This window comes from Altererythrobacter litoralis, assembly GCF_036324225.1.
Classification (GTDB): Bacteria; Pseudomonadota; Alphaproteobacteria; order Sphingomonadales; family Sphingomonadaceae; genus Erythrobacter; species Erythrobacter litoralis_A.
In genome coordinates, this window is sequence record NZ_JAZDQV010000004.1 from 226,017 (window position 1) to 247,726 (window position 21,710).

Consider the following 21,710-nt stretch of genomic DNA (forward strand, 5'->3'; position numbering starts at 1 on the left):
CGCCTAATTCCCGTGTTCCATGAAGCGGACCCACCTGCCTCTCAACGCCTTGCGCGTCTATGATGCCGCCGCGCGGCACCTTTCGTTCACGCGCGCCGCGGACGAGCTGGCGGTGACGCCGGCGGCGGTCGGGCAGCAGATCCGCGCGCTTGAGGATCACCTGGGCGTCGTACTGTTCCGCCGCACCAGCAAGGGGCTCGAACTGACCGAGGAAGGCTGCGCGGGGCTCGATGCGCTGCGCGAAGGCTTCCTCAAATTCGAGGAAAGCGTGCAGGCGATGCAGGCCGGGCAGGCTTCGGACCGCTATACCATCGCCGTGCCGCGCGAGTTCTACGCGCAATGGCTCGGCGCGCGGCTGGCGAGCTTCAAGGCGGCCAATCCCGACATCCAGTATCACATTGTGGCTGACGAGAATGCCGACTTTACCGAAGCGAATCTCGACCTTGCAGTGCGGCTGATCGACGGGCCGGGCGAACTCGAGGGCGTTGAACTGGCTGCGGCGCAGCGCGTTGTCGTGGCCGCGCCCGGCGGGCAGGACAGCTGGATCAGCTGGCCAGGATCGAGCCTGCCCGACAATGCCAAGTCCTGCGTGACGACGGGCAATCCCGGCCAGGCGCTGAGCTCTGCCATCGCCGGGCTGGGAAAGGCCGAACTGCCATTGCCGCTGGTCGAGGAAGCGGTAAACGCAGGCAAGCTCGAAATCCTCGAAGGCCCGGAAGATACGAGGCGCGGCTATTGGTTGGTCGCGCCGCTGCCGCAGTGGCGCCAGAAGAAAGTGAAGGCGCTTGTCGCTCATCTGACCGCATAATGACAACAAGACTAGCTACCTCGACGCTCGAGAGCGAGCGTTTCATCCTGCGCCCGGTTGTGCGCGAAGACACGCCGGCGCTGTTTCCGACCATGTCGGACCCGGAGCAGTGCCGATACCTGCTCGATCCAGCCTTCACAGATCCGGAAACGCTTGCCGACTGGCTGTGCGATACCGAATGGGACGGCAGGAGCTGGAGCGCGATCGACCGCGAAAGCGGCGAAGTGGCGGCACGGGTGGTCGCCATGCCGCGCGGAGAGCGGATCGCGGAAGTGGGCTAAACTACCGTGATTCACCTGCAGGGCGAACGGATCGCCGAGGAATGCATGCGCGCCGCCTGCTAAAGCAGCTGTTCGAAGTGGAAGGGCATCACCGCGTCTTCGCCAGCACCGATCCGCGCAATATCGCTTCCAATCGGGTGCTTGAGAAACTCGGCTTCCGTCTTGAAGGGCATTACCTTGAAAGCGTGCATACCCATGAAGGGTGGTGCGAGGAGTATTTCTGGGGCTTGCTCGCGCGCGAATGGCACGAACAAGCCCGATAACGTCAAACCCCGATCGCGCCCATCGATGCCGCCCCGGCAGAGAGTGTCATCGCGCTGGCGAATAGCGCCATCACCGCCACGCTCAGCTTTTCGGCGAGGCGAGGGGAGATCACCAGCGGCTTGGCCACCGCCCGGAAGCGTTCCTTGTACTGCGGGTGTTCGGTGCCCATCCAGCGGTCCCACCATGTGAAATAGAGCCCGAAATTGTGGTTGCCTTCGCTGTGGTGCAGGTCGTGATGCGTGGTGGTGGTGAGCCAGTCGAGCCATTTGCGGTCGACCCAGCCCGCCGGGTGCAGCTCGACCCCTGAATGGCCGATCACATTGCGGATGATCATCCACGCGAGGAAGATGAAGATCGCAAAGTCGATATAGGCGATCCCGACCAGTGAGAGCAGGAACAGGTAGAGCGGGATGAAAGTGCTTTCGGCAATCCCTTCCCAGATCGAGAATCTGTAGGTCGCCCAGGGAGTTGGGGTGCGCGATTTGTGGTGATGCAGGTGCGTGGCGCGGAACAGCCGCCGATGGTGCAGCGCGCGGTGCATCCAGTAGAAATAGGCTTCATGCGCCAACGTGATCGCGACCAGCTGGACGAGGAAGAGCCCCACGCCATAGGGCACCTGGTGCATCTTTACGATCCCGCCTTCGATCATCAGCAGGGTCGAAAGGCCGGTGATCGCGAAGAAGAACACCGTGCGGAAGGAAGAGGCGATCTCGCGGATGTAATCTTCGCGCTTCGCCCGGCGGCGTTGGATGCGGCGTGCGTCGCTCCAGCTCTTGGCCAGCCAAAGCAGCAGTGTGAGGAGGCTGGCGGCGATCAAATAGCGGCCGAGATCGAAAGTATAGACGTTGATGAAGTGCGTCTCGATCCGATCGATCCAGTATTGGATAGTGGCATTGTCCATGTGTCGTCACTCGTATTGAGAGGAATGTCCCGGACACGAGATCGCGAAAGGCCGCGCGGAAGGCTCCGCGCTTCCGGAAAATGCCGGTCGTTTTCGGGATTGCCCGCGCTTTTTCAGTTTTGACCGGTCGTGCCGCCCAGCCGCTCACGCCGGTAATCGGTTGGAGTCGTTCCGGTTTCCGTGCGGAAGGCGCGGTTGAAGGTCGCCAGCGAATTGTAGCCGAGATCCATCGCAATCGTCAGCACCGGCAGGTCGAGGCGGTCGCGATCCGCCAGGATTGCGCAGGCTTCGCCGATCCGGTGGCGATTGAGGAAAGCGGAAAAATTGCGATGCCCCAGCCGCTGGTTGACCAGCGCGCGCAGGCGATGTTCGGGCACGCCGAGATGTTCGGCCAATCCGGTGATGGTCAGGCCCGGCGTGCGATAATATCCCGCATCCATGCTTTCGCGCAGCTTGTCGTGCAGGACCTGTTCGCTGGGAGACAGCGCGGCGCGGTCCGTGGTGTGGCTGCGGCCGGTCTCGGTCTCGACCAGCAGGTCGGGGTCGGTGCGCAACAGCGCCAAGCCTGCGAACAGCACGATCGCCAGTATCAGCGACGCATTGACCAGTTGCACCGTCGGCGGTGCCGCCGAAGTCCCTGCCATGACCTCATAGAGCAGGATACCGCCCGATTGCGCCGCGACGAGGATCGGCAGCCAGAGGCGAATGGGGCGGCGGCGCTCGACGAGGTCGTCATCGCGGCCAGCCAGCGCTACACGGAACAAATCGGCCACCAGCGCCAGGCCGATGGCGTGGATCAGGTAGAAACCGGCAGGGTGGCTGTCGGGCAGTTAATGGCCGGAAAGCCAGCCAGCGATGAGGGCGGCGGCGAGCGTCCATATGAGCAAGGGAGGAGGTTCGCGCTCGAACAATGTCTCGCGAACAACCATATCCAGAACGGCTCAAAGACCGAGCCGAGGTCGATCAGCGGCCTGAGGGCAGGCGAAGGGCGCAATCCCTCCGCCGAATTGAAGAGATAGGCAGCTGCCCCCAGCAGCAGGCCCGCAAGCGCGACCTTTATCGGGCGGCGCACTTCGCCGGCGAGCAGCAGCACCAGCAGGAGCAGTGTGGCGCCGACTGCGACCAGCCGCACCGATGTGTCGAGCGTTTCGATCATTCCGGCACCAGCATAGGACGGTGTAAGGGCAGCGTCACTGCCTGCACGTCGACGCGGATCACGAGTTGGTGGAAAGCGAAACCCGGTCGGTCACCGGGTCGTATTCAACCGCGATGCCCGCACCGCGTAGCTCGTGGAAGGGGATGAAGCCGGTGCGGGTGGCGATTGCGCCGGAGATGCGGCGAGGCAGGTTTTCGACTTGCGGGCCCAGCGCATCGGCCACCGAAGCGGTGGCGATCAGGATTCGCGCGCGTTCCTCGATCCGGATCGTCGCGCTGCCGCGGCTCTTGCCGTCGACCAGCAGCTGCTTGGTGACTGTCAGGCTGCCGTCTTCGGAATTGTATGCTGCCTTGGATCCGACCGTTTCGCTGGCAGCGGCGGTGGGCTGGCTCGGGTTGAGCTTGGCCAGGTCGTAATCGACAGACAGCAACTCGCTGCGTCCGAGCTTTTGCGTCGCGGGCGCCTGCTGCGCAGTGCCGCCGTTCGCGCTGCGCCCGGCTGGAGCCGGATCGAGGAACGCCGAGAAGGCCGCGGCGAAACTCGTCCGAATAGACGAGGAGCTTGACTTCACTGTGCCCGCGCTGCGGGCGGATATGTCCTTGCTGGCCTGCGCGATAGGTTCGTGCCGACCGACGACTGCAATCAGCTCTTCCATCGTAACGGGCTGCGTATCCGGCAGGTCCAGTCGCAGCGGGTAGTCTGCCAGTGGCGTGGCATTTGGCTGCCCGGCGACCAGCGTCCGCGAGCCCGACGGAAGCGGGGGCCAGGCCAGCGTCATTGCCCAGGCCATCGCCACAACCGCGAGCAGCGCGAGACGCGGCGCGCGCTCGACCAGCCGGTCGGCCCATGCGTCTGGGAGGTTGATGGACATTGCCGAACTCATGCCGCCATTATGCCCGCGCCGCTGGGCGCTGTCACGCGTTGCCGACGACCTGCCATCCGACCAGCAGCGCACCGGCGGCGATTGCCACGCCATAGGGAAACTTGGCCTGCAGGCTCTCGGGCGAGGGTTTCTCGCGCCGCAATACCATCCTCAGGCCGAACCAGCCGATTACGGCCCCCCCACCCGAGAGTGCGACCCACAGCAGCAAGTCGAGCCCGGCTGATATCGGGAAATAGGCCGCCGCGCCTGCATAGAATTTCGCGTCACCGCCGCCGATCACGCCGAGCGCGAACAGTGTCATGCCGACCAGCAGTGCGATCGCAGCATGAGCGCCATGCCAGCCCATCTCTGCAAATCCGCCAAGACTGAAGCCGTACGCGAGGCCGAATAGCAGCAGGGCAAGCGAAAGCCAATTGGCGAGGCGGCGTTCACGAATGTCCGTAATGGCTCCAATCACCAGCAGGAGGCTCAAGCCTGCGGGCCATAACAGGGCTGTGTCCAAGGCTTAGTCGTCGCGCTTGAGAGCGATGCGAACCGGATAGCTCGCCGCACGCGGGCGGCTGGCCCAGCGTCCACCGCCGCGCGAAACAATGATGCGCACCGGCCCCTTGGGCTTCTCCGCTTGAGGCTGCGGCTGGTTGGCCCGGCCGACCAGCGTGATGCGGCTTTGCGCGGTGCCTCCGCGTGCTGCGACTGCCTGGACGGGCGCCTCGGCGGCAGGAACGGGTTGGGCGGTCGCCTGAGCGGTGGCGATGTGCAATTCGCGGGGGCTGGTGCGGGTCACTTCCGCATGCGGTTGCATCACAGTTACAGCGCTATTGGCCGCGACGTTGGCATCTGCGGGCACTCCGGTGAGGCCCTGGGCTGCAGCTGCCTGCTCGGCCTGCGCCAAAATCGCTTCGGCCTCGCGTTCGCGCATAGCCAGCGCGGCGGGCGTATTGCCGAGCGGCGACTGGTAGAAGCGCGCGAGATTGGCGGCATATTTCGGGTTGTCTGTGCCGAGCTCTACTGCAGTGCGGAAATATCGTGCGGCCAGATCGGCGCGCCCCAGTTGGGCATAGGCAATGCCAAGGCCGTTGAAGGCGTCGGCGGCATATTGCTCGTTCAGCGCGGCCAATCGGAATTGCTGGATGGCGATCGTGATGTTGCCTTGCTTGAGCGCGAGTTTGCCCTTTTCGAGCTCGTCGCCGCCGAAAATTTCGGCGCGTCGTTCGGTCTCCGCCGAATCTTTCAGCCCGAAGCCGAGCGAACTGATGAAGCTTTGGCAGCCCCCCAGCGCCAGCGCGGCGGCGATGCAGCTTGCTGTGCGGATTGTGTGCCTCATGGTCTTACCCCCTACAAGGCCGGAACAATTTCACGGATCATCCTAACGATGGCCGGCAGGATGATGACCCCAATCATCGTCGGCAGCATAAACATGACAAGTGGAATTGAAATGAGAACCGGTAGCCGGTGGGCTTTCTCCTCGGCCCTTAGCCGGCGAGCCTCGCGCATTTCGGCTGAGTAGACGCGCATAGTGGTCGAAAGGCTGGTGCCCAGCTTGTCAGACTGGATCAAAAGAGTTGCAAACGAGCGAATTTCGTCGACCCCGCCGTTTTCACCCAATTTGCGTAAGGCATCTTCGCGGCTGGCGCCGGCTCGCATGAGTAAGGTTGTTTCGATCAGCATTTTCGAGACGAGCGGGTGGGTATTGACCATTTCACGACCGACGCGGTCGAGCGTTGCCTCTAGCCCAAGGCCCGCTTCGATGCAGACAAGCATCAGGTCGAGGCAATCAGGAAAGCCGTTGAGGATTTCACGTCGCCGGCCGTCCGCCTTTGCGCGAACGAAGATGTTAGGCAGATAAATGCCCAGAGCCGCAAGAGCCATGGCGCCGAAGTAGAGCGTTGAAAGCGAGGGCGGCTTTGCTTGTAGCAGCGACAGGCCTACATAAATCCCTGGTAGTACGAAGAGCATGATAAGCCGCACGAGCGTGTAGATTCTTGGAGCTGTGGGTGAAATAAAGCCTGCGGCCCGCAACTGCTTTGTGATCTCGGTTTCTGCCGTGTCGCCCAGATTCAAGCCGGCGCTTTCTACCTGCTTCACGATACGGGCCCAAGCGCCATCTGTACGCTGGCGCGTGAGCGTTTCACTCGAACCCGAACCCTCACGACCAAGTATAGCCGAGAGTTTGCGCTCAACGCGTATCCGCTGCGATGTTACACTCGAAATGAACAGGATCACGGCGGCTACCGCGCCGAAGACCATGAGCAGGATCAACGCCCGCACGACCCAGTTGTTGGTGACAAGTTCGATCATCCTACACCTTCAGGTCCACAAGCCGCCGGATCATGAAGACCCCGGTTATGTACATCGCGATAAGGATCGCAAAGCCGTAGATAAACATCGGATCCTCAGCGTTATCCAGATAGAATGACGGAGACATCAAGAAAATCATCACGAAAGCGAAAATTGGCAACACGGTCAACATCCAGGCAGTCATTCTGCCCTCAGAGCTAAGCGCACGTACTTTTAGGTAAAGCTGATGACGATCGCGGATCACCTGCGAAATTTTGTCGAGGATGTCAGCGAGGTTCCCACCCGTCTGGCTTTGCACTGAAAGTGAAACGACAAACATTTTCATGTCGTCGAGATCCCATCGCTGGGCCATGTTTTCGAGCCCGTCGATCAGTTCGGCGCCATAGGAAACCTCGTCGCTGATTAGTCCAAATTCGCTACCGATCGGATCGTCCATCTCCTGGGTGAGCAAGTCAATCGCAGCGGCGATTGGATGGCCGGAACGCAATGCGCGGACAAAAATATCGAGCGCGATCGGAAATTGGTGCTCCATTTTCTTGCGTCTAGAAGCTGCAATGTTCGAGTAAACCATTATCGGCATTGCTATTGCCAGCCCGATACTGAACGCGCCGCAGACCAGAATGCTTCCGAGCGAGATCTGGAAACCCGTTAGCGCAAGGCCGAGCATCGCAAGCAGGAACACCGCGACTAGGCCGATCGTCATGAGCAAGGATGCTTGCGCGATTGTCAGCGAAGATCCTGAAATAAATAAGATACGCTGAAGATTTATCGTGAGATTATTAACAAAATCTGGAAGATTTGGCGTTCCCTGCGGCCTATTCTTCATTAGTTTCCCAATAATATCCTCGCGGTCCTGACCTGCGCTGATCATCTTGAGGCGTTTATTTATCGCTCGGCGGTGACTGCGGCCGCGGCTGGCGCTGTTTGCGACAGCCTGGGTTAAAATGAAAACCGCCGCGAAGATTAGCAGCAGGATGACGATGCGGATGAGCTCTACGGTCATTGGTCAGCCAATCTTCAATTCTGGACGGAATAGCTCGGCCGGCATTTTTATGCCCTGTGCCTCTGCTTCCATGAGAAATCTTGGTCTGATGCCGGTCGCCTCGAAATGGCCGATTACATTCTGTTGATCGTCCATACCCTCCTTTTTGAAACGAAAGATCTCCTGCATCGTTATTGTGTCACCTTCCATCCCGGTAACTTCCGAGAGGCTAGTGACCTTGCGGCGACCGTCACTTAATCTGGTGGCCTGCACGACTACGTTGATCGCTGAAGCGATTTGGGCGCGTGCTGCCCTTTGTGGCATGTCGATCCCGCTCATCAGAACCATTTGCTCGACGCGGCTCAAGGCATCCCGTGGATTGTTCGCGTGGACTGTGGTCATCGAGCCATCGTGGCCCGTATTCATGGCCTGCAGCATGTCGAACGCTTCTCCGGCGCGTACTTCGCCTATGATGATGCGTTCTGGACGCATGCGCAAAGCGTTCTTTACTAAGTCTCGCTGGCTCACTTCGCCGCGCCCTTCGATATTCGGAGGGCGCGTTTCAAGCCGGGCCACATGTTCTTGTTGCAGTTGTAGTTCAGCTGAGTCTTCGATGGTAACAATTCTTTCACGTTCATCGATGAAGGAAGACAACGCATTAAGTAATGTGGTCTTACCTGACCCCGTCCCACCTGAAATCAGCACGTTGCGTCGCGTCTGTACGATGACGCGGAGCACATCCGACATTGCCTGAGGGACTGATCCAAACTCGACCAATTTTTGCATGCTGATCGGTTTTTTGGCGAATTTGCGAATTGAGAGCAAAGACCCGTCAAGTGCGAGTGGCGGAATTACTGCGTTGACGCGGCTCCCATCCTTGAGACGAGCGTCTACGAATGGCGAGCTTTCGTCGATGCGGCGACCGACACCGCTCACGATCCTTTGGATTATACGCATCAGATGCTTTTCATCTTGGAAGCGGGTGCTTACCTTCTCTAGCACCCCCCCTCGCTCGACAAACACCACTTCAGACCCGTTGACCAGAATGTCGGTTATGCTCTCGTCTTTAAGCAGGGGCTCGAGAGGTCCAAGGCCAAGCAACTCGTGCATGACTTCATCGATTAAGAGAGCGCGCTCATCTCGGTTAAGGGGCTGGTTAAACGAAGCAAGCAATTCGGGCAGGATTTGCGAGATTTCCAACTTGATCTGCTCTTCGGACAGTTTGTCGAGCATTGACAAGTTCATACGATCCAACAGACTTTGATGGATCGCCATACGCACACGTAACAAATCTGACTGACGCCCCGAAACTGCCGGGCGTGGCAAAGCAGCTGGTTCGGATCGTGCGTCGACAACAGTAACTGGCGCCTTTACTGCCATCTCCGATTGGCCATCCTTGCCTGCCTGCTTGATCTTCCACATCTTAAGGCGCCTCTTTTAAGTGGCCCGCGACCAGGTTAGCGAGCTGAACAATGTCCTTGTTAAACCGGCCTCGCTTACTGACCGAATAGACCAGCTTTCCCTGGTCCTGCGCCTCGCTCAGAGATGCAGCTTCCTCGCTCACCGTTGCAAGAACCGGGTGCTTGATCGCTTCTGCGGCATCACCCGTATCGATTGCCTTGAAAAGGCCCCTCTCTACCTTGTTCAGAACAAATTGGATTGAGTCTCGAGGTTTGCCCATGGAGATCAGAAAGTCGATTTGGCGCTTTGCGTGGCGCAGGCTTGGAATGGTGAGGGTACCGACAACAATTGTTAGGTTGGCGGCAAAAACCGTCGACAAAGACCAATTGGTGAAGGATCCTGGCAGGTCAACAAAGACAATGTCATAATTCCGGCGAATAATATTGATTACTCGCGCGAGTTTTTCGAAATCGATGGACTCGATTGGAACAATTTCGGTCGGTGGTGCAATCACATCGACCATCTCATGGGTTTGTATGGCAACCGAAAGCACTAGCTCTTCGTCAAGCCGATCGCCTGCTTCGAGAAGGTCCTCCAGTGTCATACGCGGCGTGCCCCCAAGATAAGAGGCGACGTCACCCGACTGGAGATCGAGATCAATAACGCAAGCGCGACGGCCTTCGCCCATATCTTTCGCCATCTGTGCGGCAAGGTGCGTGGCGATGGTCGTCGATCCCGATCCGCCGATTGTCTGGAGTACGGCGATGAAGGGGGCAAGCACCACCCTCGCTTCGCCTTGCTCGTCGAGCTTTTTGCCTGTGTCGACTATCGCAGCCACCAATTCATCGATTGAGAATGGCAAAGCGATGATGTCACTCACCCCGCGGCGTAATAACTGGCGAGATGTGGCAATGTCGACCTCAGCGAGGCCGGCGATCACCGGCACATGCGGAAAATCGTTACGCAGCAGGTCTATCCTCTTAAGCGAATTGCGTGATGCTGGGTCGACTTCGATTACTACGATTGAAGCAGCGGCAAGATCGTTGATCGGCAGCGGGTCATCCACGCTGCACGCGACTGCTGTTAGGTGATCGGCCAACGCGTCAATTTCAGCTAGCGTGGTGGCCTGCGCAACGACATGCACGCCTTTGGGCAGGTGAAATGCCTGATCGCCGGTAGTTGGAGGAAGATGGCTCATATTGCTCATTTTTCTTCTCAGTTTGATGTGGTTCCACGGGCATCTTCAGCGGTGATTGAATAAGAGAAATCCGGCAAATCTACACCCGCACCAAGGGGAGAGAATGCTATAGGCGTGTGCGTCATGTTGGTCAGTTTTACGGTTATTACGGGGGCAATTTCCGGGCCATTTGGATCTCCGGCGAACCCGAGGCCAGAGCCCGAATATTCGACAACGATATTGCTGTCTAAAATTGTTGGCATAATCTGCTTCATCCGCGTGCTTAGGTTCGCAAATGCGGTGCTGCTGAAGGAGGTTCCTGGGCAGGGTGCGATCGTGCAGGAGCAGGAGGAGTTGTTGCAAGTCAGCAAGCCCAAGGCGCTAGCTGGGATGCGGTCGCCCTGAGTAATCAGCGTGCCTCCCACATTGGCATTGACGTAAGTGGCGTTAGTGAGGCTTTCGGCTATAGGGTCAGTGACTGCGGCAAAACGGGCGCCGATCTGGGTCGCCTTTTCGCCTTGGTTGATGCGCCAAGCGTAAATTCCGACATCGATGGTGCCGAGAATGAACAGTAACAGTAGCGGCAGGACCAGCGCGAACTCGGCGGCAAAGCCTCGTTCGTCGAAGATGAATTCGCGGAAGGGGAAGGGCGAGCGCATCGTCAGATCCCCATCACTGTCGCCTGGTGCGATCCGCTAAGTGAAACGCTGTCGGTCAGCACACCGAGACCGTCGAACAGGGAATTGTAGCTGAAATTGGTCGAAATCGTGACCCGGGCGGCTGGTTCGCCGCTATCATAGATGCCTGTATGATCGGTTTCTCCTGGAAGAGGGGGCGGACAATCCACTTCAATTGTGATGTCGGCACTATCCCAGCCTGCAATGCGTGCGGTTCCGCCCGAGAGTTTTCCGGTTCGCGCAAGGTTCTTGATGGCCGTTTGCGTATCGGTAGGGATCGCGCTCGCACTACCCCCGCGGCAATTGATCAAATCGAAACTTTGCCGCGCAGCCCAGCGGCCGCTATCGCGCAGGCCTTTTGTGACTTGGTGCTCCTGGTACAAGTAATGCCCCGCCTCAAGTGCGGAAAAAATCATCAGTACAGCCAATGGCAGAATAAGCGCCATTTCAGCGGCCGCAGCACCTCGTTGGCAAATGATGAAGCGAGCCAGCATCATCATCTCACCAGATAGGGCACGTCACGCCGGATAGTTGGACCAACCGGAGCACCGGCGCGTGATATGTCGGTTTGGCCGATAATCTCGGCATATATCTCGTCTTTGCGCGTGAAACTGTTACCCGGACCGCGATCGTAGGATGGCTGAACGATGAAAACGTCGACCCAAGTGGCTACTGGTACGCCGGATGAACTACCGCTGACATTATGAAATTTGCAATTAATTACCGCTAAGGTCATTCTTCTTCTGTCGAGTGGATCTGTCTTCGGCGTGAAACCATATTTCTGCCCGCAGACGGGCTCGTTTCGCGTGGTCATTTGCGTGCCTGACGCGAGCCACTGTGTGTCCGAAAGCCGCGTAGAAGACGCTTTCTCTTCCCATTTGTAAACGTCGTATCGGCTAATTTGCCCAATGCTAGGCGAGGTCGTCAGCGTCGCACTTGCCAGCGCGGTCGTCCACTGTGCGTTGGTCCAGCCGGTTCCGTCCGCATTCTTGAAATGCGTCTTGAAATAGGTGTCACGATCCCAAGAGCCATTGCCCAAAGTTTGGTTCTTGCAGTGTCCGGTAGTTCCGTCCTGCACTGCGTGACACAGGTCGCGCGGGTGCCCCATTGAGCTAACATTCCCTGGGTAGGGGGTGTTTGTGCTTGTTGGGTGATAGGCATTTGCAGGCTCGCGCCAGCCGTTGTTACCTATGTTGCAGGAATTGCCTGTTGCAGGAACCAGATCAACGGGCCTCACCAAATCTTTGCGAGAATTGAGCGCAGGTGAGCAGACACCGTTGCTGGCACAGCCCTGGCTCGAGTAAACATCGAAGCGAGTGTTTATTGCTTGCGGGCCGCTTGCGATATTTCCGGTTTGTGTGTCAATCTCGCCAGGAGATTTCGGGTCGAGGGAATCTACAGAAATACAATCACCACCAGGGCCATCCCAGCCCAGGGCCTCACGAACGCCGACTGCGCCATTAGTCCCAATATCGATATAGCCATAGTTGCCGGGGGCCCACTGGCCGCCGCCGCCTGGCTTGGCGAGCACTCCCTTGCCCTTGGCATCGTCGAAATTAAATGCAGTTTCTGTTGCAGGCGTACCTGCCTCATAGGGGTTGCAAATCATGAGTGGTGGGATGCGGCATAGCGCTGATCCTATACCAGCCACCGCCGAAGCCGACATCTGTGCGCGGAGTAGGCCAACAATTGGCGTAAACGCATAGTCAACTTCACGCATATCGACCGTGACTTCGACGAACCTAGCTTCTGCAAAGCGGGAGGTGTCGGTAAAGGAGTTGGTTCCTGCTTCGGCATCAACCCGGCTTATGTAAAAGACGACTTGCGAAGAGTTGGTAACGTCGATTGTTCGTCCTTCGCCATCATTCGAGATGAGGGTCGAGTTGGAGACAAGCCCTCCCTGTGCCGCGGCGATCGCGCGCTCGATTGATCGTGAACTGCCATCTAGCTGGCTGGCGGCTGCCAGCGCCGCTTGGTCAGCGGCGTTCTGCAGCTCCGTGTCCATGTTGACCATGCGCGCATAGTCGAAAGCAAGGCCGAGGATGGCAATTAATGCGACGAGCGTAAGCGCATAGGTGGCGGCCACAGCCCCACTCTGGTCCCAGAGTGCTCTCCTATACTTCGCCTGCGTCGTCATGGATCATAACCATTCTGCTCAATTATTCCCGCCACCTTCGGTCGTACTCACCCGCTCAGGCTTCTTCACATTGTCGCTGCGGTAACGTTCGATCGCGGCGGCGGCATGGGCCGCGCTGGTGGCGGGGATCGGCGTGTCGTATTGCGGGTCGGGATTGACCACCATTGCGGCAAAAGTAGCGCGATTGGCTTCGCCGAAGCCCGTATCCAGGTGGCCGAAGAATTCCTGGTCTGCCATTGTGGCGCAGCCGCCAAGGGAGAGAGCCAGCACTATTGCGGCGGTCATCTTCGACTTAAATTTCATAGTCGCTCTCCTTGTCGGAGGTCGCGGCACCGTTCGGCACCGGGGTGTTTGGTCGGTACATTGTCCCGTTGAGCAGCACATCGGCCTCCACCGGGTCGGCTACACGATCTGTCGGCATGCGCACTTGGTCGGGCCGGATCGGCTGAACAAGGCGCGGCGTGACGACGATCAGCAATTCCGTTTCGCCCTTCTTGAAGCTCGAAGAACGGAACAGGGTACCAATTATCGGTATCGAGCCGAGCAATGGCACCTGGTCGACCGTAGTCTCGAAGTCCCTCTCGATCAGGCCCGCAATAGCGAAGCTTTCGCCGTCTCGTAATTCAAGCACTGTGCTCGCGCGACGGGTCTTCAGGCCCGGAATTCGAAGATCGCCAATAGTGAGAGAGGCGCTCGGGTCGATCGAGCTCACTTCGGGCTCGACAAGCAGGTTAATTGTATTGTCGCTTAGAACAGTTGGCGTGAAGCCCAAGCTTACACCAAACTGTTTGAACTCGACCGTGAAGGCCCCGCCGTTAGTAGCGCCACCACTCTGTCCGCCACTTCCCTGTGCAACTGGGATCGGAAACTCACCGCCTGCTAGGAAGCTAGCCCGCTCGCCAGAAAGAGAAACAAGCGTAGGTTCGGCGAGCGTCTTGGACAGCCCCTTTGCTTCGAGCGTGTCGAGTGCGACATCAATATCAAGCCCGAGAACATCGCTGAAGCTTCGAGTAACCACTCCGAATGACTGGGTTACTGCTGAAACACCAAGAACCCCGGCGCCTGTCTCGTCTGGTGTGAGGCTGGCTCCTGAGCCGATAGCGCCGCTGAAACGGCCGCCGTTTGAGTTGAAGATTGATCGGACGCCTAAATCCTTGCCCACCGAGCGGGAGACTTCGGCGAAGCGAACTTCAAGCATTACCTGCTGGCTTCCGCCGAGCGACATCAGGTTCACAACCTTGTCGCCCGCATAGGCCCTGGCCAGCTGTGCTGCCCGATCCGCAGCGCCCGCGCTCGACACCGTGCCGCTCAAAACGATTGATTCGTTCGAAATACGCGCGTCGATTGTTTCGCTAGGCATTAATGATGAAAGTTGTTCGCGCAATCCGATAACGTCGGGGCCCACGGCAACATCCATCACGGCAAGCACGTTGTTAGCGCGATCATATAGCGTCAGGCTGGTAGTGCCGAGCTTCTTGCCGAGTACATAAACCGAGCGGTCTGAGATGGGGAAGATATCGGCGATTTCATCATTGCCGATCATAGCACGCGCAATTGAGCGGTCGGCAGTAATCACTTGGCTTTTATTAACTGGGACTTCTACTGATCCTGCATGGATCGACATGTCCCCGTCCTGCGCCATGAGTGGCTGTACAAGTGGGGCGGCTGCTCCGCTCGTGAATGCCGCCAGGGCGGCGGCGCCAAGCAATTTGAGGTTGTTTCGCATGACCTTACATCCCCCCATTGCGCTTCACTTCATAGGTTGTGGCTTCGACACCCCGAACGATCGACATAGTCGGACCGCTGGTGCGGCGTGGGGCAGGATCCGACGCGTTGCGGCCCGCACCTGCAACCGCTTGCGGATCTGCAGGCGCAGAAGTCTTGGCGGGAATGTAAAAACCCGAACCAGCTAGATCGGCGGTGGTAACCGTGCGCGTGCCGCCTATGGCTTGGTTTTCGACATTGCGCAGGGCGAGGCTGAGCGAGCCGATTTGGCGGGCTAGGGTGAGTTTCTGCGCGCCGAGGATGTCGGTTTGTACCGTGGCGGTTTGGCCGACTTGTGGATTGGTCTGGTTCTCGTCGGCGGTTTGGTCGATCGCAAGCACTAGCACGTTTTCTAGCACGACCGAGGTCATTTGGTCCTGGCCTGTTGCCCCTTCGCCGGGGATCTGCCTAGTCAGCATCACATCTACGACATCTCCGGCTCGCACGAAACCGCCCACGCTCGACACCTGATTGACGGGGATCGCTACTGCCCTTAGCTCTTCCGGCAGGATCGCCGAAAGGACCGCGCGCCCGCCTTCGCCGCTGACCTTACTGGCAAGGATGGGCTCGCCAATCACGATTGGGCGCAGCGCTACGCGGCCTCCGCGGATTGCTTCCTCAACCGACTGAAACGCGCCTTGGGGTACGGAATTCGACGGCCAATTAGCCAACTGCAAGTTGGTGGAGGCAAGCGGGGTGCCGAACTGGAAGTCCTGCGATGCAACGACAATACGCGCCATTTGCCGCTCTTCCGCCTCGCGCGCCTGACGCTGTTGCTCGCCACTGAAGTAAGAGTTCGTAAGGTATACAGCGATGAGGCCGATAAATAAGGCTAGCCCAATAATAAGGATGTTGCGTCCTCGCATGCAGCCTCCCGTATCTTTGTTTTCCCGGCCCTAGAGTCAAACCAAGAGGCGGTCAGTGCCCCGGGTCGCAGGTGGCACTGACCGGCTCTTGGAATAATATTGTGCTGAATTAGCCAGTGGTAGGACGGCAACTCGTATCGGTGCCATCAATACAATCCGCGGCGCTGTCCATTTCGTCGCCGATCGCGCCGCCCAGAGCAATTGCGCCCAAAACGATCGCGGCACCAACAATGGCAAGGATGAGAGCGTATTCGGCCGCTGACGCGCCTGCCTCATCGCGAAGAAAGTTTTTTAAAATGCTCATTTGTCCACCTCATTCAAAATGTACGACGCTTACCTAAGTCGCAAATTTGTCCAAATTCAGACCCCCACTTGGGAGGGCAACAGACCCCGACCAAACCAAGGCTGCTGACTCTGCCGCCTTAACCGCGCCGTACAGGGCCTATCTATTTCCCGCAGCATTTGAAGGATCATGCATTTACCCTAAAGGGTCAAGAAAAAAATCATTAATGAGTTAATCTCGAAAACATAAGGCGCATTTTGTGATACTGCGGCAACAGCAAAAGTGAAATTTTGTCATGGATGTCATGCTGCTGGACGCGAAGCATTTCTCGGCGGCGGAGCGACCGCAACCTCTCAGATCCAGGTGGGGCAGTTCGTTTTGCAAATGCAGAGACCTGCGTTTGAAAAACCCTCAGCCCGCAGAATTCATACAACACTCTGGGTTGCGCAGAAAATCCCCAATCCGCCGGAGATTGCCCCTGCCTCTAATTTAATCTGAGCAATTTAAAACATTGAATATCAATATTAAATGCCCATGCGCGCAGTCTTTCTTTGTCCGATTTTGTGGCGCGCTTTCCTGCCTCGCCTTGGCTCCAGTTCAGCGAAGATAGATCTCATTCTGGCCAGACTTTGGCGGAAAAATTTTTTTGCGAACCTTCTTTGAGGGCGGGCGAGTATGGTTTAACGAAAATTAAACCTAAGAAGTATAAAATAATAGGAAAGAACTACAAGACAATACTAACGTATTACATTTGAAGAATTCGGCCGTGCGTCATTTTTGTCGACTTGCGGCGGAGGAGAGCGAAAATATGGTTACTGGACTTGCACCTGAGGTCATTAAATGTAATACTTTAGTGTTAGATAAGCCCTCCTCCGAATCGTTCGGAGCGGGTTGGGAAAATGAAGCGTGACGCAAGCACTGAATTTGCTGGAGTTTTTGGGGTGTTGGCTCCTGCTTCGTGGATTTGGACTTGCGAACTGGATCGGGCGGTTCGGTCCAGCGCAGAGGGGTCTTTACCATGGTTGATTTCGATGGCAGCAAGCGCGGTGGTTTCGAGCGCGACGGCGGGGCTGAAGAGGGCCTCGGCATAGGCTCAAACGATTTTCAGGATACGCCCGCCCGTGTCTCCGCTGCAGGCACGCGTACCGTGGTGCCCAATGCCGATGGCGCGGTGGTTCTTCCTGCCGGCGTGTCGCTCGACAACCTCAGCGTTCAGGGACGCGACCTTGTCATCACTCTCGAGGATGGCTCGCGCATTATCATTCCCGACGGTGCGGTCATTGTACCTGAATTGGTGATTGATGGGGCCGTTCTTTCCCCACTTGCTGTCGCAGCTTTGCTTGGAGAGGAGCTCAACCCTGAGGCTGAGCCCGGACAGCTGCCCAGCTCGGGCGGCGATTTCGATGATGGTGAGTCTTTCCTACAAGGCGCTTTCGACCTTGGCGACCTGCTGCCTTACACTGACCTGTCGACGGCAGTTGAGCCGCGGGAAGAAATCATCCCTCAGCCGCTTGATCGTGAACCTGAAATTGTCATCGTAACGCCGGATAATCCGGTAGGCGTCGAGAATGCCATAGCCACCGTCGCAGAGCGCGGGCTGCCTGAGCGCGACATTGGTGGTGATATTGAGCCCTCTGGCACCGCGGACGAAACTGATGCCGAGACGACGAGCGGCACCATCATCTTCACAGCGCCCGACGGGCTTTCTGCGATCCTGATAAATGGCGTTGAAATCGCCAATATTGGGCAGGAATTCATCTCGCCAGATGGTATCCTGACCATCACAAGCATTAATCTTGCTTCTGGCGAAATTGGCTTCAGCTACACACTGTCCGACAATCTTGTTGGCAGGACAGTTGACGGCTTTTTCCAGGCCACGGTTATCGACACAGATGGAGATATCGCAAACGCGTCGCTCAGCATCCTTGTCGAAGACGATGCCCCCATCGCTGCGGACGACATCGGCATTGTGCCTGCTGGCAGCCATGCTCCTATCACTGGTAATGTTCTCCTCAACGACGAGCCTGGCGCCGACAACTATCCAGAGGGCGATCAAGGCCCCGACGCTGTAACCGGTTTTAGCAATGATGGCGGCTCCGCCAATCCGGGAGACAGTCTGCAGGGCACCTACGGCGTTCTCACGCTGAACGCTGATGGCACTTACTCATACGTTCGCGACGGCAATACGCCAGGCGGAGTAAGTGAGACTTTTACTTACACTATCATCGACCAGGACGGCAGCACCGATACTGCCACGCTAACCATTGAAATCGAGAATGCTCTCGATTCGATTGGTCCTGAAATTGGTGAAGGTCAGGAAGTTCGTGAAGCGCACTTGCCATCGACCACGGACACGCGTGACGATGAGGCGCCTGGATCTGCTTTTGATGGCGACAGTGAGACGGTCTCAGACACGATAACCTTTAGTTCGCCTGACGGCGTTGGAAGCGTCACGATCGAGGGCGTTGCAATTGATCCGGGCAGCCTTTCGCAGACTATTTTTGCAGATGCGACAGGCTCTCTTGTCATTTCTGCCTACACATACGATCCGCTAACTGGCGACGGCTCAATCACTTATGCGTATACGCTCAACGACAATACCGTAGGCGACAACACATCTGTCTCGTTTGAGGTCGTCGTTACTGACCTCGATGGTGACATTGCTCAAGATGATCTCGTCATCAGCATCGTCGACGACGTGCCTACCGCAGAAGACGATCAAGTCACCCAATCGAGCGAGAATGCGCCGGTCACGGTCGATGTTTTCGTCAACGACACCCAAGGCGCAGATGCTGTCCAATTTAGTGCCATCGCCGTGGTGCCAGGCACGCTCACAGGCGCAGGTACGCTCGTCAACAATGGCGACGGCACTTTCACTTACACGCCCGCTCCCGGCGAAGAAGGCCAGGTCTTCTTCCGTTACAGCATCGAAGATGGCGATGGTGACCCGAGCGATGCGCTCGTCACGATCAACCTGCTTCCCGATTCGACACCCGAAATCCGCGCCCAGGGCGAAGATTCGGTCAATGAAGCCGGTCTGGCAGCGCGCGATGGCGAGCCGGAAGGTTCCGACGAGCCGAGCAACAGCGAATTCACTCAAGGCGGCATCTTCATCGATACCGGCAATGACACAATTGCTTCGCTGGTGGTCAATGGAGTCAATGTCACTTCGGGCGGTACCGTCACCACGTCAAAGGGCGTGCTGACCATCACCGAAGACAGTGGCACTTACACCTATACTTACGAGCTGACCGACAATACGCTTTCCGATCCGGACAGCGACACCTTCACGCTGGTCGTCACCGATAGCGATGGCGATACCGCCAATACGTCGATCGTGATTGCGATCATTGACGACATGCCGACCGCTGAAGACGATGCCAATTCGATCGCTTCGGGCGAATATGGCCCGATCGGCGGCAATGTGCTGGCCAATGACACCGAAGGCGCCGATGGCGCGGTTGTCACAACCTATAGCGGTGCAGGCGGCAGCGGCAGCGCGGGTGACGAGATCCAGGGCGAATGGGGCAAGCTGACCATCGAAGCCGATGGCACCTATACCTACACCCGCGATCCGGGCACGCCCGGCGGCCAGATCGATACATTCGATTACACCATCGTCGATGGTGACAGCGATCCTTCTTCGGCCCAGCTGATCATCACGATTGGCGATTCCACCACTACGCTTGACCTGCCGGTAGCCGGCGAAGACGGCACCCTGGTTGATGAAGCCGGCCTGGACGGTCCGCCCAATGGTGCCGATGTCGGCACAGATGCGGCTTCGAACAGCGAAACCACTGTCGGTACCTTCACCTACACTGCGCCCGATGGCCCGGCGACGGTGTTCATCGATGGTGTCGAAGTGACCAGTGAAGGGCAGACTTTCCTTGGTGCGCATGGCACGCTGACTGTCACGGCAATCAGCGCTGGCTCGATCACCTACAGCTATGAGCTGACGGAAAACACCAGCGGCGACACCACGTTTGACGATTTCGTGGTCCGGGTCGAAGACCAGGATGACGATTTCAGCCAGGACACTCTGCGGATCGACATTGTCGATGATGAACCGCTGACCAGCGCCAATGAGCCGGTTGCTCTGGACGATGACGCGCTGAGCGGAAATCCAGGTGGCGTTGGCGACGCTAATCCAGATAGCGCCAACACCACTGGCACGCTGGCACACCAGTTCGGTGCCGATGGCGCAGGCAGCATCACCTTTGCTTCGATGAACGGCCAGTCGGTCGACATCAATGGCGTCACTGTAACCTACACATGGGCAGGCGATATGCTGACCGCCAATGACGGCAGCAATGACGTATTCAGCGTCCAGGTCGATCCGGCCACTGGCGACTATGTTGTTACCCAGCTTGCGCCGCTCGACCACCATCTGAGTGGCGACGACGTAGAGACCGATGCCAGCTTCGTGCTGACCTACACGGTAACCGATGGCGATACTGACTTTGCTACCGGCACGCTGACGGTCAACGTCGATGACGATACACCCGAATTCGGCGAAGCCGATGGTTCGGCTCCGACTCTGGTGACTGACGATACCGACACCGAAGGCGGTTCGGACACGGACAGCGCCAGCTTTGCCGATGCCTTCGCACCTCTGTTCGGTGCCGATGGCCAGGCAGCTAGCAATGCGCTGGTCTATTCGCTGTCGATCAACGGCGGTGACGCCACCCCGTCGGGACTGACCGATGCAGTGACCGATGAAGCCATCCTGCTGCGCATCAGCGCCGGCGATCCGAATGTGATCGAAGGCTATCTCGAAACTTCGGGCGATGTGGCGTTCACGCTGACGCTGAACCCCGTATCGGGAAGCATCGAGCAGGAACAGTTCCGCGCGATCGAGCATGACAATGATGCTGATCCGGTAGAGGCTTTCGGCGAAGCCGAATCCATGGCTGCGGACCTGATAAAGCTTACTGCAACCATCACCGATGGCGATGGCGATGAAGCGGCGCAGACGATCAATATCGGCGATTCCTTCACCTTTGAAGATGATGGCCCGGCTGCGACCGACAACGCCAATTCGCTTGGCGAGGGCGAAGACGTCAGCGGCAATGTCGTGACCGACGATGATGGCGGAAATGGCACGGACAGTTCCGGCGCGGACGGCTATGCCGCCGACGGCCCGGTTGTCGATGCCGATCTTGAAAATCCGCCCGCTGGAGTAACACTGGACAACAAGTCTGTTGCCCCAGATGGCACCATTACCCTTACGACCAGCATCGGTACTCTAGTGATTGAGGCGAATGGCGACTATACATTCACCTCCGACGCGAACACGATCAATGTCGATACGCAACTGACCTTCACATACACCATTGAAGATGGTGATGGCGATCAGAGCTCAGCCGACCTCGTGATCGACATCGACAATGTCGCGGGCAATGTAAGTGACAATAACGCGATTGTGTATGAAGCGGGTCTCGACGGCTTGGGCACCGATGCGGCTTCAGACAGCGAGTTCTTCACCACCGGCCAGATAACCGTAACCAACGCTACCGGTCCGTTTGTTTATCAGCTGACCGATCCGGCGAATGGCAACTACGGTACGCTGACACTCAATGCTGATGGTAGCTACAGTTACGAACTGACTTCGCCTATTGATGGCGACAGCATCACTCCTGACCAGGGAGGCGACAATGGTAACAATCCAATCAACGATCAGGAAAGCTTTGGCTATGAGGTTTACGACCAGGCCAACAACCTGATCGGTTCGGGCACGATCGTCGTAACGATTGTCGACGATGTTCCGACGGCGACTGATCAGTCGAACATTGATGTAGCTGAGGATGCGGTTGCGCCGATCAGTGGCAACGT

At 57.9% G+C, this 21,710-nt stretch carries 21 protein-coding genes; 4 read left to right on the plus strand and 17 right to left on the minus strand.

The features are described 5' to 3' along the window. Nucleotides 1-19 precede the first annotated feature (19 nt). From VRS74_RS06160 to VRS74_RS06170, 3 genes are read left to right on the plus strand one after another with little or no spacing between them, the layout of a single operon-like run. The gene (locus VRS74_RS06160; RefSeq protein WP_354144368.1) at nucleotides 20-808 is read left to right on the plus strand and encodes a LysR family transcriptional regulator; all 789 of its coding nucleotides are present in this window, start codon (nucleotides 20-22) and stop codon (nucleotides 806-808) included. After that, nucleotides 808-1,089 (plus strand): GNAT family N-acetyltransferase, encoded by a 282-nt coding sequence (locus VRS74_RS06165; RefSeq protein WP_354144369.1) that lies wholly within the window; start codon nucleotides 808-810, stop codon nucleotides 1,087-1,089. Before VRS74_RS06160 ends, VRS74_RS06165 begins: the two co-directional genes overlap by 1 nt. Before the next feature lie 41 nt (nucleotides 1,090-1,130). Then, entirely contained in the window at nucleotides 1,131-1,352 is a 222-nt protein-coding gene (locus VRS74_RS06170; protein WP_354144370.1) for a GNAT family N-acetyltransferase, read from the plus strand. A gap of 2 nt (nucleotides 1,353-1,354) precedes the next feature. Here the strand turns inward: VRS74_RS06170 and VRS74_RS06175 are convergent, their stop codons facing one another. The 17 genes from VRS74_RS06175 to VRS74_RS06255 form a co-directional block, all read right to left on the minus strand. Further along, entirely contained in the window at nucleotides 1,355-2,254 is a 900-nt protein-coding gene (locus VRS74_RS06175) for a sterol desaturase family protein (RefSeq protein ID WP_354144371.1), read from the minus strand. Nucleotides 2,255-2,367: 113 nt separating this feature from the next. Further along, nucleotides 2,368-3,027: an AraC family transcriptional regulator gene (locus tag VRS74_RS06180; protein WP_354144372.1), complete on the minus strand. Its 660-nt coding sequence runs from the start codon at nucleotides 3,025-3,027 to the stop codon at nucleotides 2,368-2,370. 23 nt (nucleotides 3,028-3,050) lie between these two features. After that, nucleotides 3,051-3,410: a hypothetical protein gene (locus VRS74_RS06185; RefSeq protein ID WP_354144373.1), complete on the minus strand. Its 360-nt coding sequence runs from the start codon at nucleotides 3,408-3,410 to the stop codon at nucleotides 3,051-3,053. Between the two features lie 58 nt (nucleotides 3,411-3,468). Further along, entirely contained in the window at nucleotides 3,469-4,281 is an 813-nt protein-coding gene (locus VRS74_RS06190) for a hypothetical protein (protein ID WP_354144374.1), read from the minus strand. Between the two features lie 43 nt (nucleotides 4,282-4,324). Beyond that, complete coding sequence (locus VRS74_RS06195) at nucleotides 4,325-4,765, minus strand: A24 family peptidase (RefSeq protein WP_354144375.1); 441 nt, start codon at nucleotides 4,763-4,765, stop codon at nucleotides 4,325-4,327. A 33-nt stretch (nucleotides 4,766-4,798) separates the two neighbouring features. Beyond that, nucleotides 4,799-5,617 carry a tetratricopeptide repeat protein gene (locus VRS74_RS06200; protein ID WP_354144376.1) on the minus strand — a complete coding sequence of 273 codons (819 nt, stop codon included), beginning with the start codon at nucleotides 5,615-5,617 and terminating at the stop codon, nucleotides 4,799-4,801. A gap of 11 nt (nucleotides 5,618-5,628) precedes the next feature. Then, the gene (locus VRS74_RS06205; RefSeq protein ID WP_354144377.1) at nucleotides 5,629-6,591 is read right to left on the minus strand and encodes a type II secretion system F family protein; all 963 of its coding nucleotides are present in this window, start codon (nucleotides 6,589-6,591) and stop codon (nucleotides 5,629-5,631) included. A 1-nt stretch (nucleotide 6,592) separates the two neighbouring features. Beyond that, nucleotides 6,593-7,594, minus strand: coding sequence for a type II secretion system F family protein (locus VRS74_RS06210; protein ID WP_354144378.1), 1,002 nt, complete (start codon nucleotides 7,592-7,594; stop codon nucleotides 6,593-6,595). 3 nt (nucleotides 7,595-7,597) lie between these two features. After that, nucleotides 7,598-8,953, minus strand: coding sequence for a TadA family conjugal transfer-associated ATPase (locus tag VRS74_RS06215; protein ID WP_435521379.1), 1,356 nt, complete (start codon nucleotides 8,951-8,953; stop codon nucleotides 7,598-7,600). A gap of 43 nt (nucleotides 8,954-8,996) precedes the next feature. Continuing rightward, a complete protein-coding gene (locus tag VRS74_RS06220) occupies nucleotides 8,997-10,181 on the minus strand; it encodes a CpaE/TadZ family protein (protein WP_354144380.1) in 1,185 nt (394 codons plus the stop codon). Nucleotides 10,182-10,189: 8 nt separating this feature from the next. Next, on the minus strand, nucleotides 10,190-10,810 hold the full coding sequence (locus VRS74_RS06225; protein WP_354144381.1) for a TadE/TadG family type IV pilus assembly protein: 621 nt from the start codon (nucleotides 10,808-10,810) through the stop codon (nucleotides 10,190-10,192). Nucleotides 10,811-10,812: 2 nt separating this feature from the next. After that, a complete protein-coding gene (locus tag VRS74_RS06230; RefSeq protein WP_354144382.1) occupies nucleotides 10,813-11,328 on the minus strand; it encodes a TadE/TadG family type IV pilus assembly protein in 516 nt (171 codons plus the stop codon). After that, nucleotides 11,325-12,914 carry a pilus assembly protein TadG-related protein gene (locus tag VRS74_RS06235; protein WP_354144383.1) on the minus strand — a complete coding sequence of 530 codons (1,590 nt, stop codon included), beginning with the start codon at nucleotides 12,912-12,914 and terminating at the stop codon, nucleotides 11,325-11,327. Before VRS74_RS06235 ends, VRS74_RS06230 begins: the two co-directional genes overlap by 4 nt. 69 nt (nucleotides 12,915-12,983) lie before the next feature. Beyond that, the gene (locus tag VRS74_RS06240; protein WP_354144384.1) at nucleotides 12,984-13,268 is read right to left on the minus strand and encodes a hypothetical protein; all 285 of its coding nucleotides are present in this window, start codon (nucleotides 13,266-13,268) and stop codon (nucleotides 12,984-12,986) included. Next, entirely contained in the window at nucleotides 13,258-14,691 is a 1,434-nt protein-coding gene (locus VRS74_RS06245; RefSeq protein WP_354144385.1) for a type II and III secretion system protein family protein, read from the minus strand. Before VRS74_RS06245 ends, VRS74_RS06240 begins: the two co-directional genes overlap by 11 nt. Nucleotides 14,692-14,695: 4 nt before the next feature. Further along, the gene (cpaB, locus tag VRS74_RS06250) at nucleotides 14,696-15,595 is read right to left on the minus strand and encodes a Flp pilus assembly protein CpaB (protein ID WP_354144386.1); all 900 of its coding nucleotides are present in this window, start codon (nucleotides 15,593-15,595) and stop codon (nucleotides 14,696-14,698) included. Between the two features lie 109 nt (nucleotides 15,596-15,704). Beyond that, nucleotides 15,705-15,899 carry a Flp family type IVb pilin gene (locus VRS74_RS06255; RefSeq protein ID WP_354144387.1) on the minus strand — a complete coding sequence of 65 codons (195 nt, stop codon included), beginning with the start codon at nucleotides 15,897-15,899 and terminating at the stop codon, nucleotides 15,705-15,707. A 997-nt stretch (nucleotides 15,900-16,896) separates the two neighbouring features. Here VRS74_RS06255 and VRS74_RS06260 point away from each other — a divergent pair. Beyond that, nucleotides 16,897-21,710: cadherin-like domain-containing protein (locus tag VRS74_RS06260; protein ID WP_354144388.1), on the plus strand; the 4,814-nt coding region annotated here is incomplete at its 3' end.

Excerpts from the sequence above, each read along its gene's own strand:
- VRS74_RS06160 (WP_354144368.1), top strand. The coding sequence starts at position 20 with ATGAAGCGGACCCACCTGCCTCTCAACGCCTTGCGCGTCTATGATGCC.
- VRS74_RS06165 (WP_354144369.1), top strand. The coding sequence starts at position 808 with ATGACAACAAGACTAGCTACCTCGACGCTCGAGAGCGAGCGTTTCATC.
- VRS74_RS06170 (WP_354144370.1), top strand. The coding sequence starts at position 1,131 with ATGCATGCGCGCCGCCTGCTAAAGCAGCTGTTCGAAGTGGAAGGGCAT.
- VRS74_RS06175 (WP_354144371.1), bottom strand. The coding sequence starts at position 2,254 with ATGGACAATGCCACTATCCAATACTGGATCGATCGGATCGAGACGCAC.
- VRS74_RS06185 (WP_354144373.1), bottom strand. The coding sequence starts at position 3,410 with ATGATCGAAACGCTCGACACATCGGTGCGGCTGGTCGCAGTCGGCGCC.
- VRS74_RS06190 (WP_354144374.1), bottom strand. The coding sequence starts at position 4,281 with ATGTCCATCAACCTCCCAGACGCATGGGCCGACCGGCTGGTCGAGCGC.
- VRS74_RS06200 (WP_354144376.1), bottom strand. The coding sequence starts at position 5,617 with ATGAGGCACACAATCCGCACAGCAAGCTGCATCGCCGCCGCGCTGGCG.
- VRS74_RS06205 (WP_354144377.1), bottom strand. The coding sequence starts at position 6,591 with ATGATCGAACTTGTCACCAACAACTGGGTCGTGCGGGCGTTGATCCTG.
- VRS74_RS06210 (WP_354144378.1), bottom strand. The coding sequence starts at position 7,594 with ATGACCGTAGAGCTCATCCGCATCGTCATCCTGCTGCTAATCTTCGCG.
- VRS74_RS06215 (WP_435521379.1), bottom strand. The coding sequence starts at position 8,953 with ATGGCAGTAAAGGCGCCAGTTACTGTTGTCGACGCACGATCCGAACCA.
- VRS74_RS06220 (WP_354144380.1), bottom strand. The coding sequence starts at position 10,181 with ATGAGCAATATGAGCCATCTTCCTCCAACTACCGGCGATCAGGCATTT.
- VRS74_RS06225 (WP_354144381.1), bottom strand. The coding sequence starts at position 10,810 with ATGCGCTCGCCCTTCCCCTTCCGCGAATTCATCTTCGACGAACGAGGC.
- VRS74_RS06230 (WP_354144382.1), bottom strand. The coding sequence starts at position 11,328 with ATGATGATGCTGGCTCGCTTCATCATTTGCCAACGAGGTGCTGCGGCC.
- VRS74_RS06240 (WP_354144384.1), bottom strand. The coding sequence starts at position 13,268 with ATGAAATTTAAGTCGAAGATGACCGCCGCAATAGTGCTGGCTCTCTCC.
- VRS74_RS06245 (WP_354144385.1), bottom strand. The coding sequence starts at position 14,691 with ATGCGAAACAACCTCAAATTGCTTGGCGCCGCCGCCCTGGCGGCATTC.
- cpaB (WP_354144386.1), bottom strand. The coding sequence starts at position 15,595 with ATGCGAGGACGCAACATCCTTATTATTGGGCTAGCCTTATTTATCGGC.
- VRS74_RS06255 (WP_354144387.1), bottom strand. The coding sequence starts at position 15,899 with ATGAGCATTTTAAAAAACTTTCTTCGCGATGAGGCAGGCGCGTCAGCG.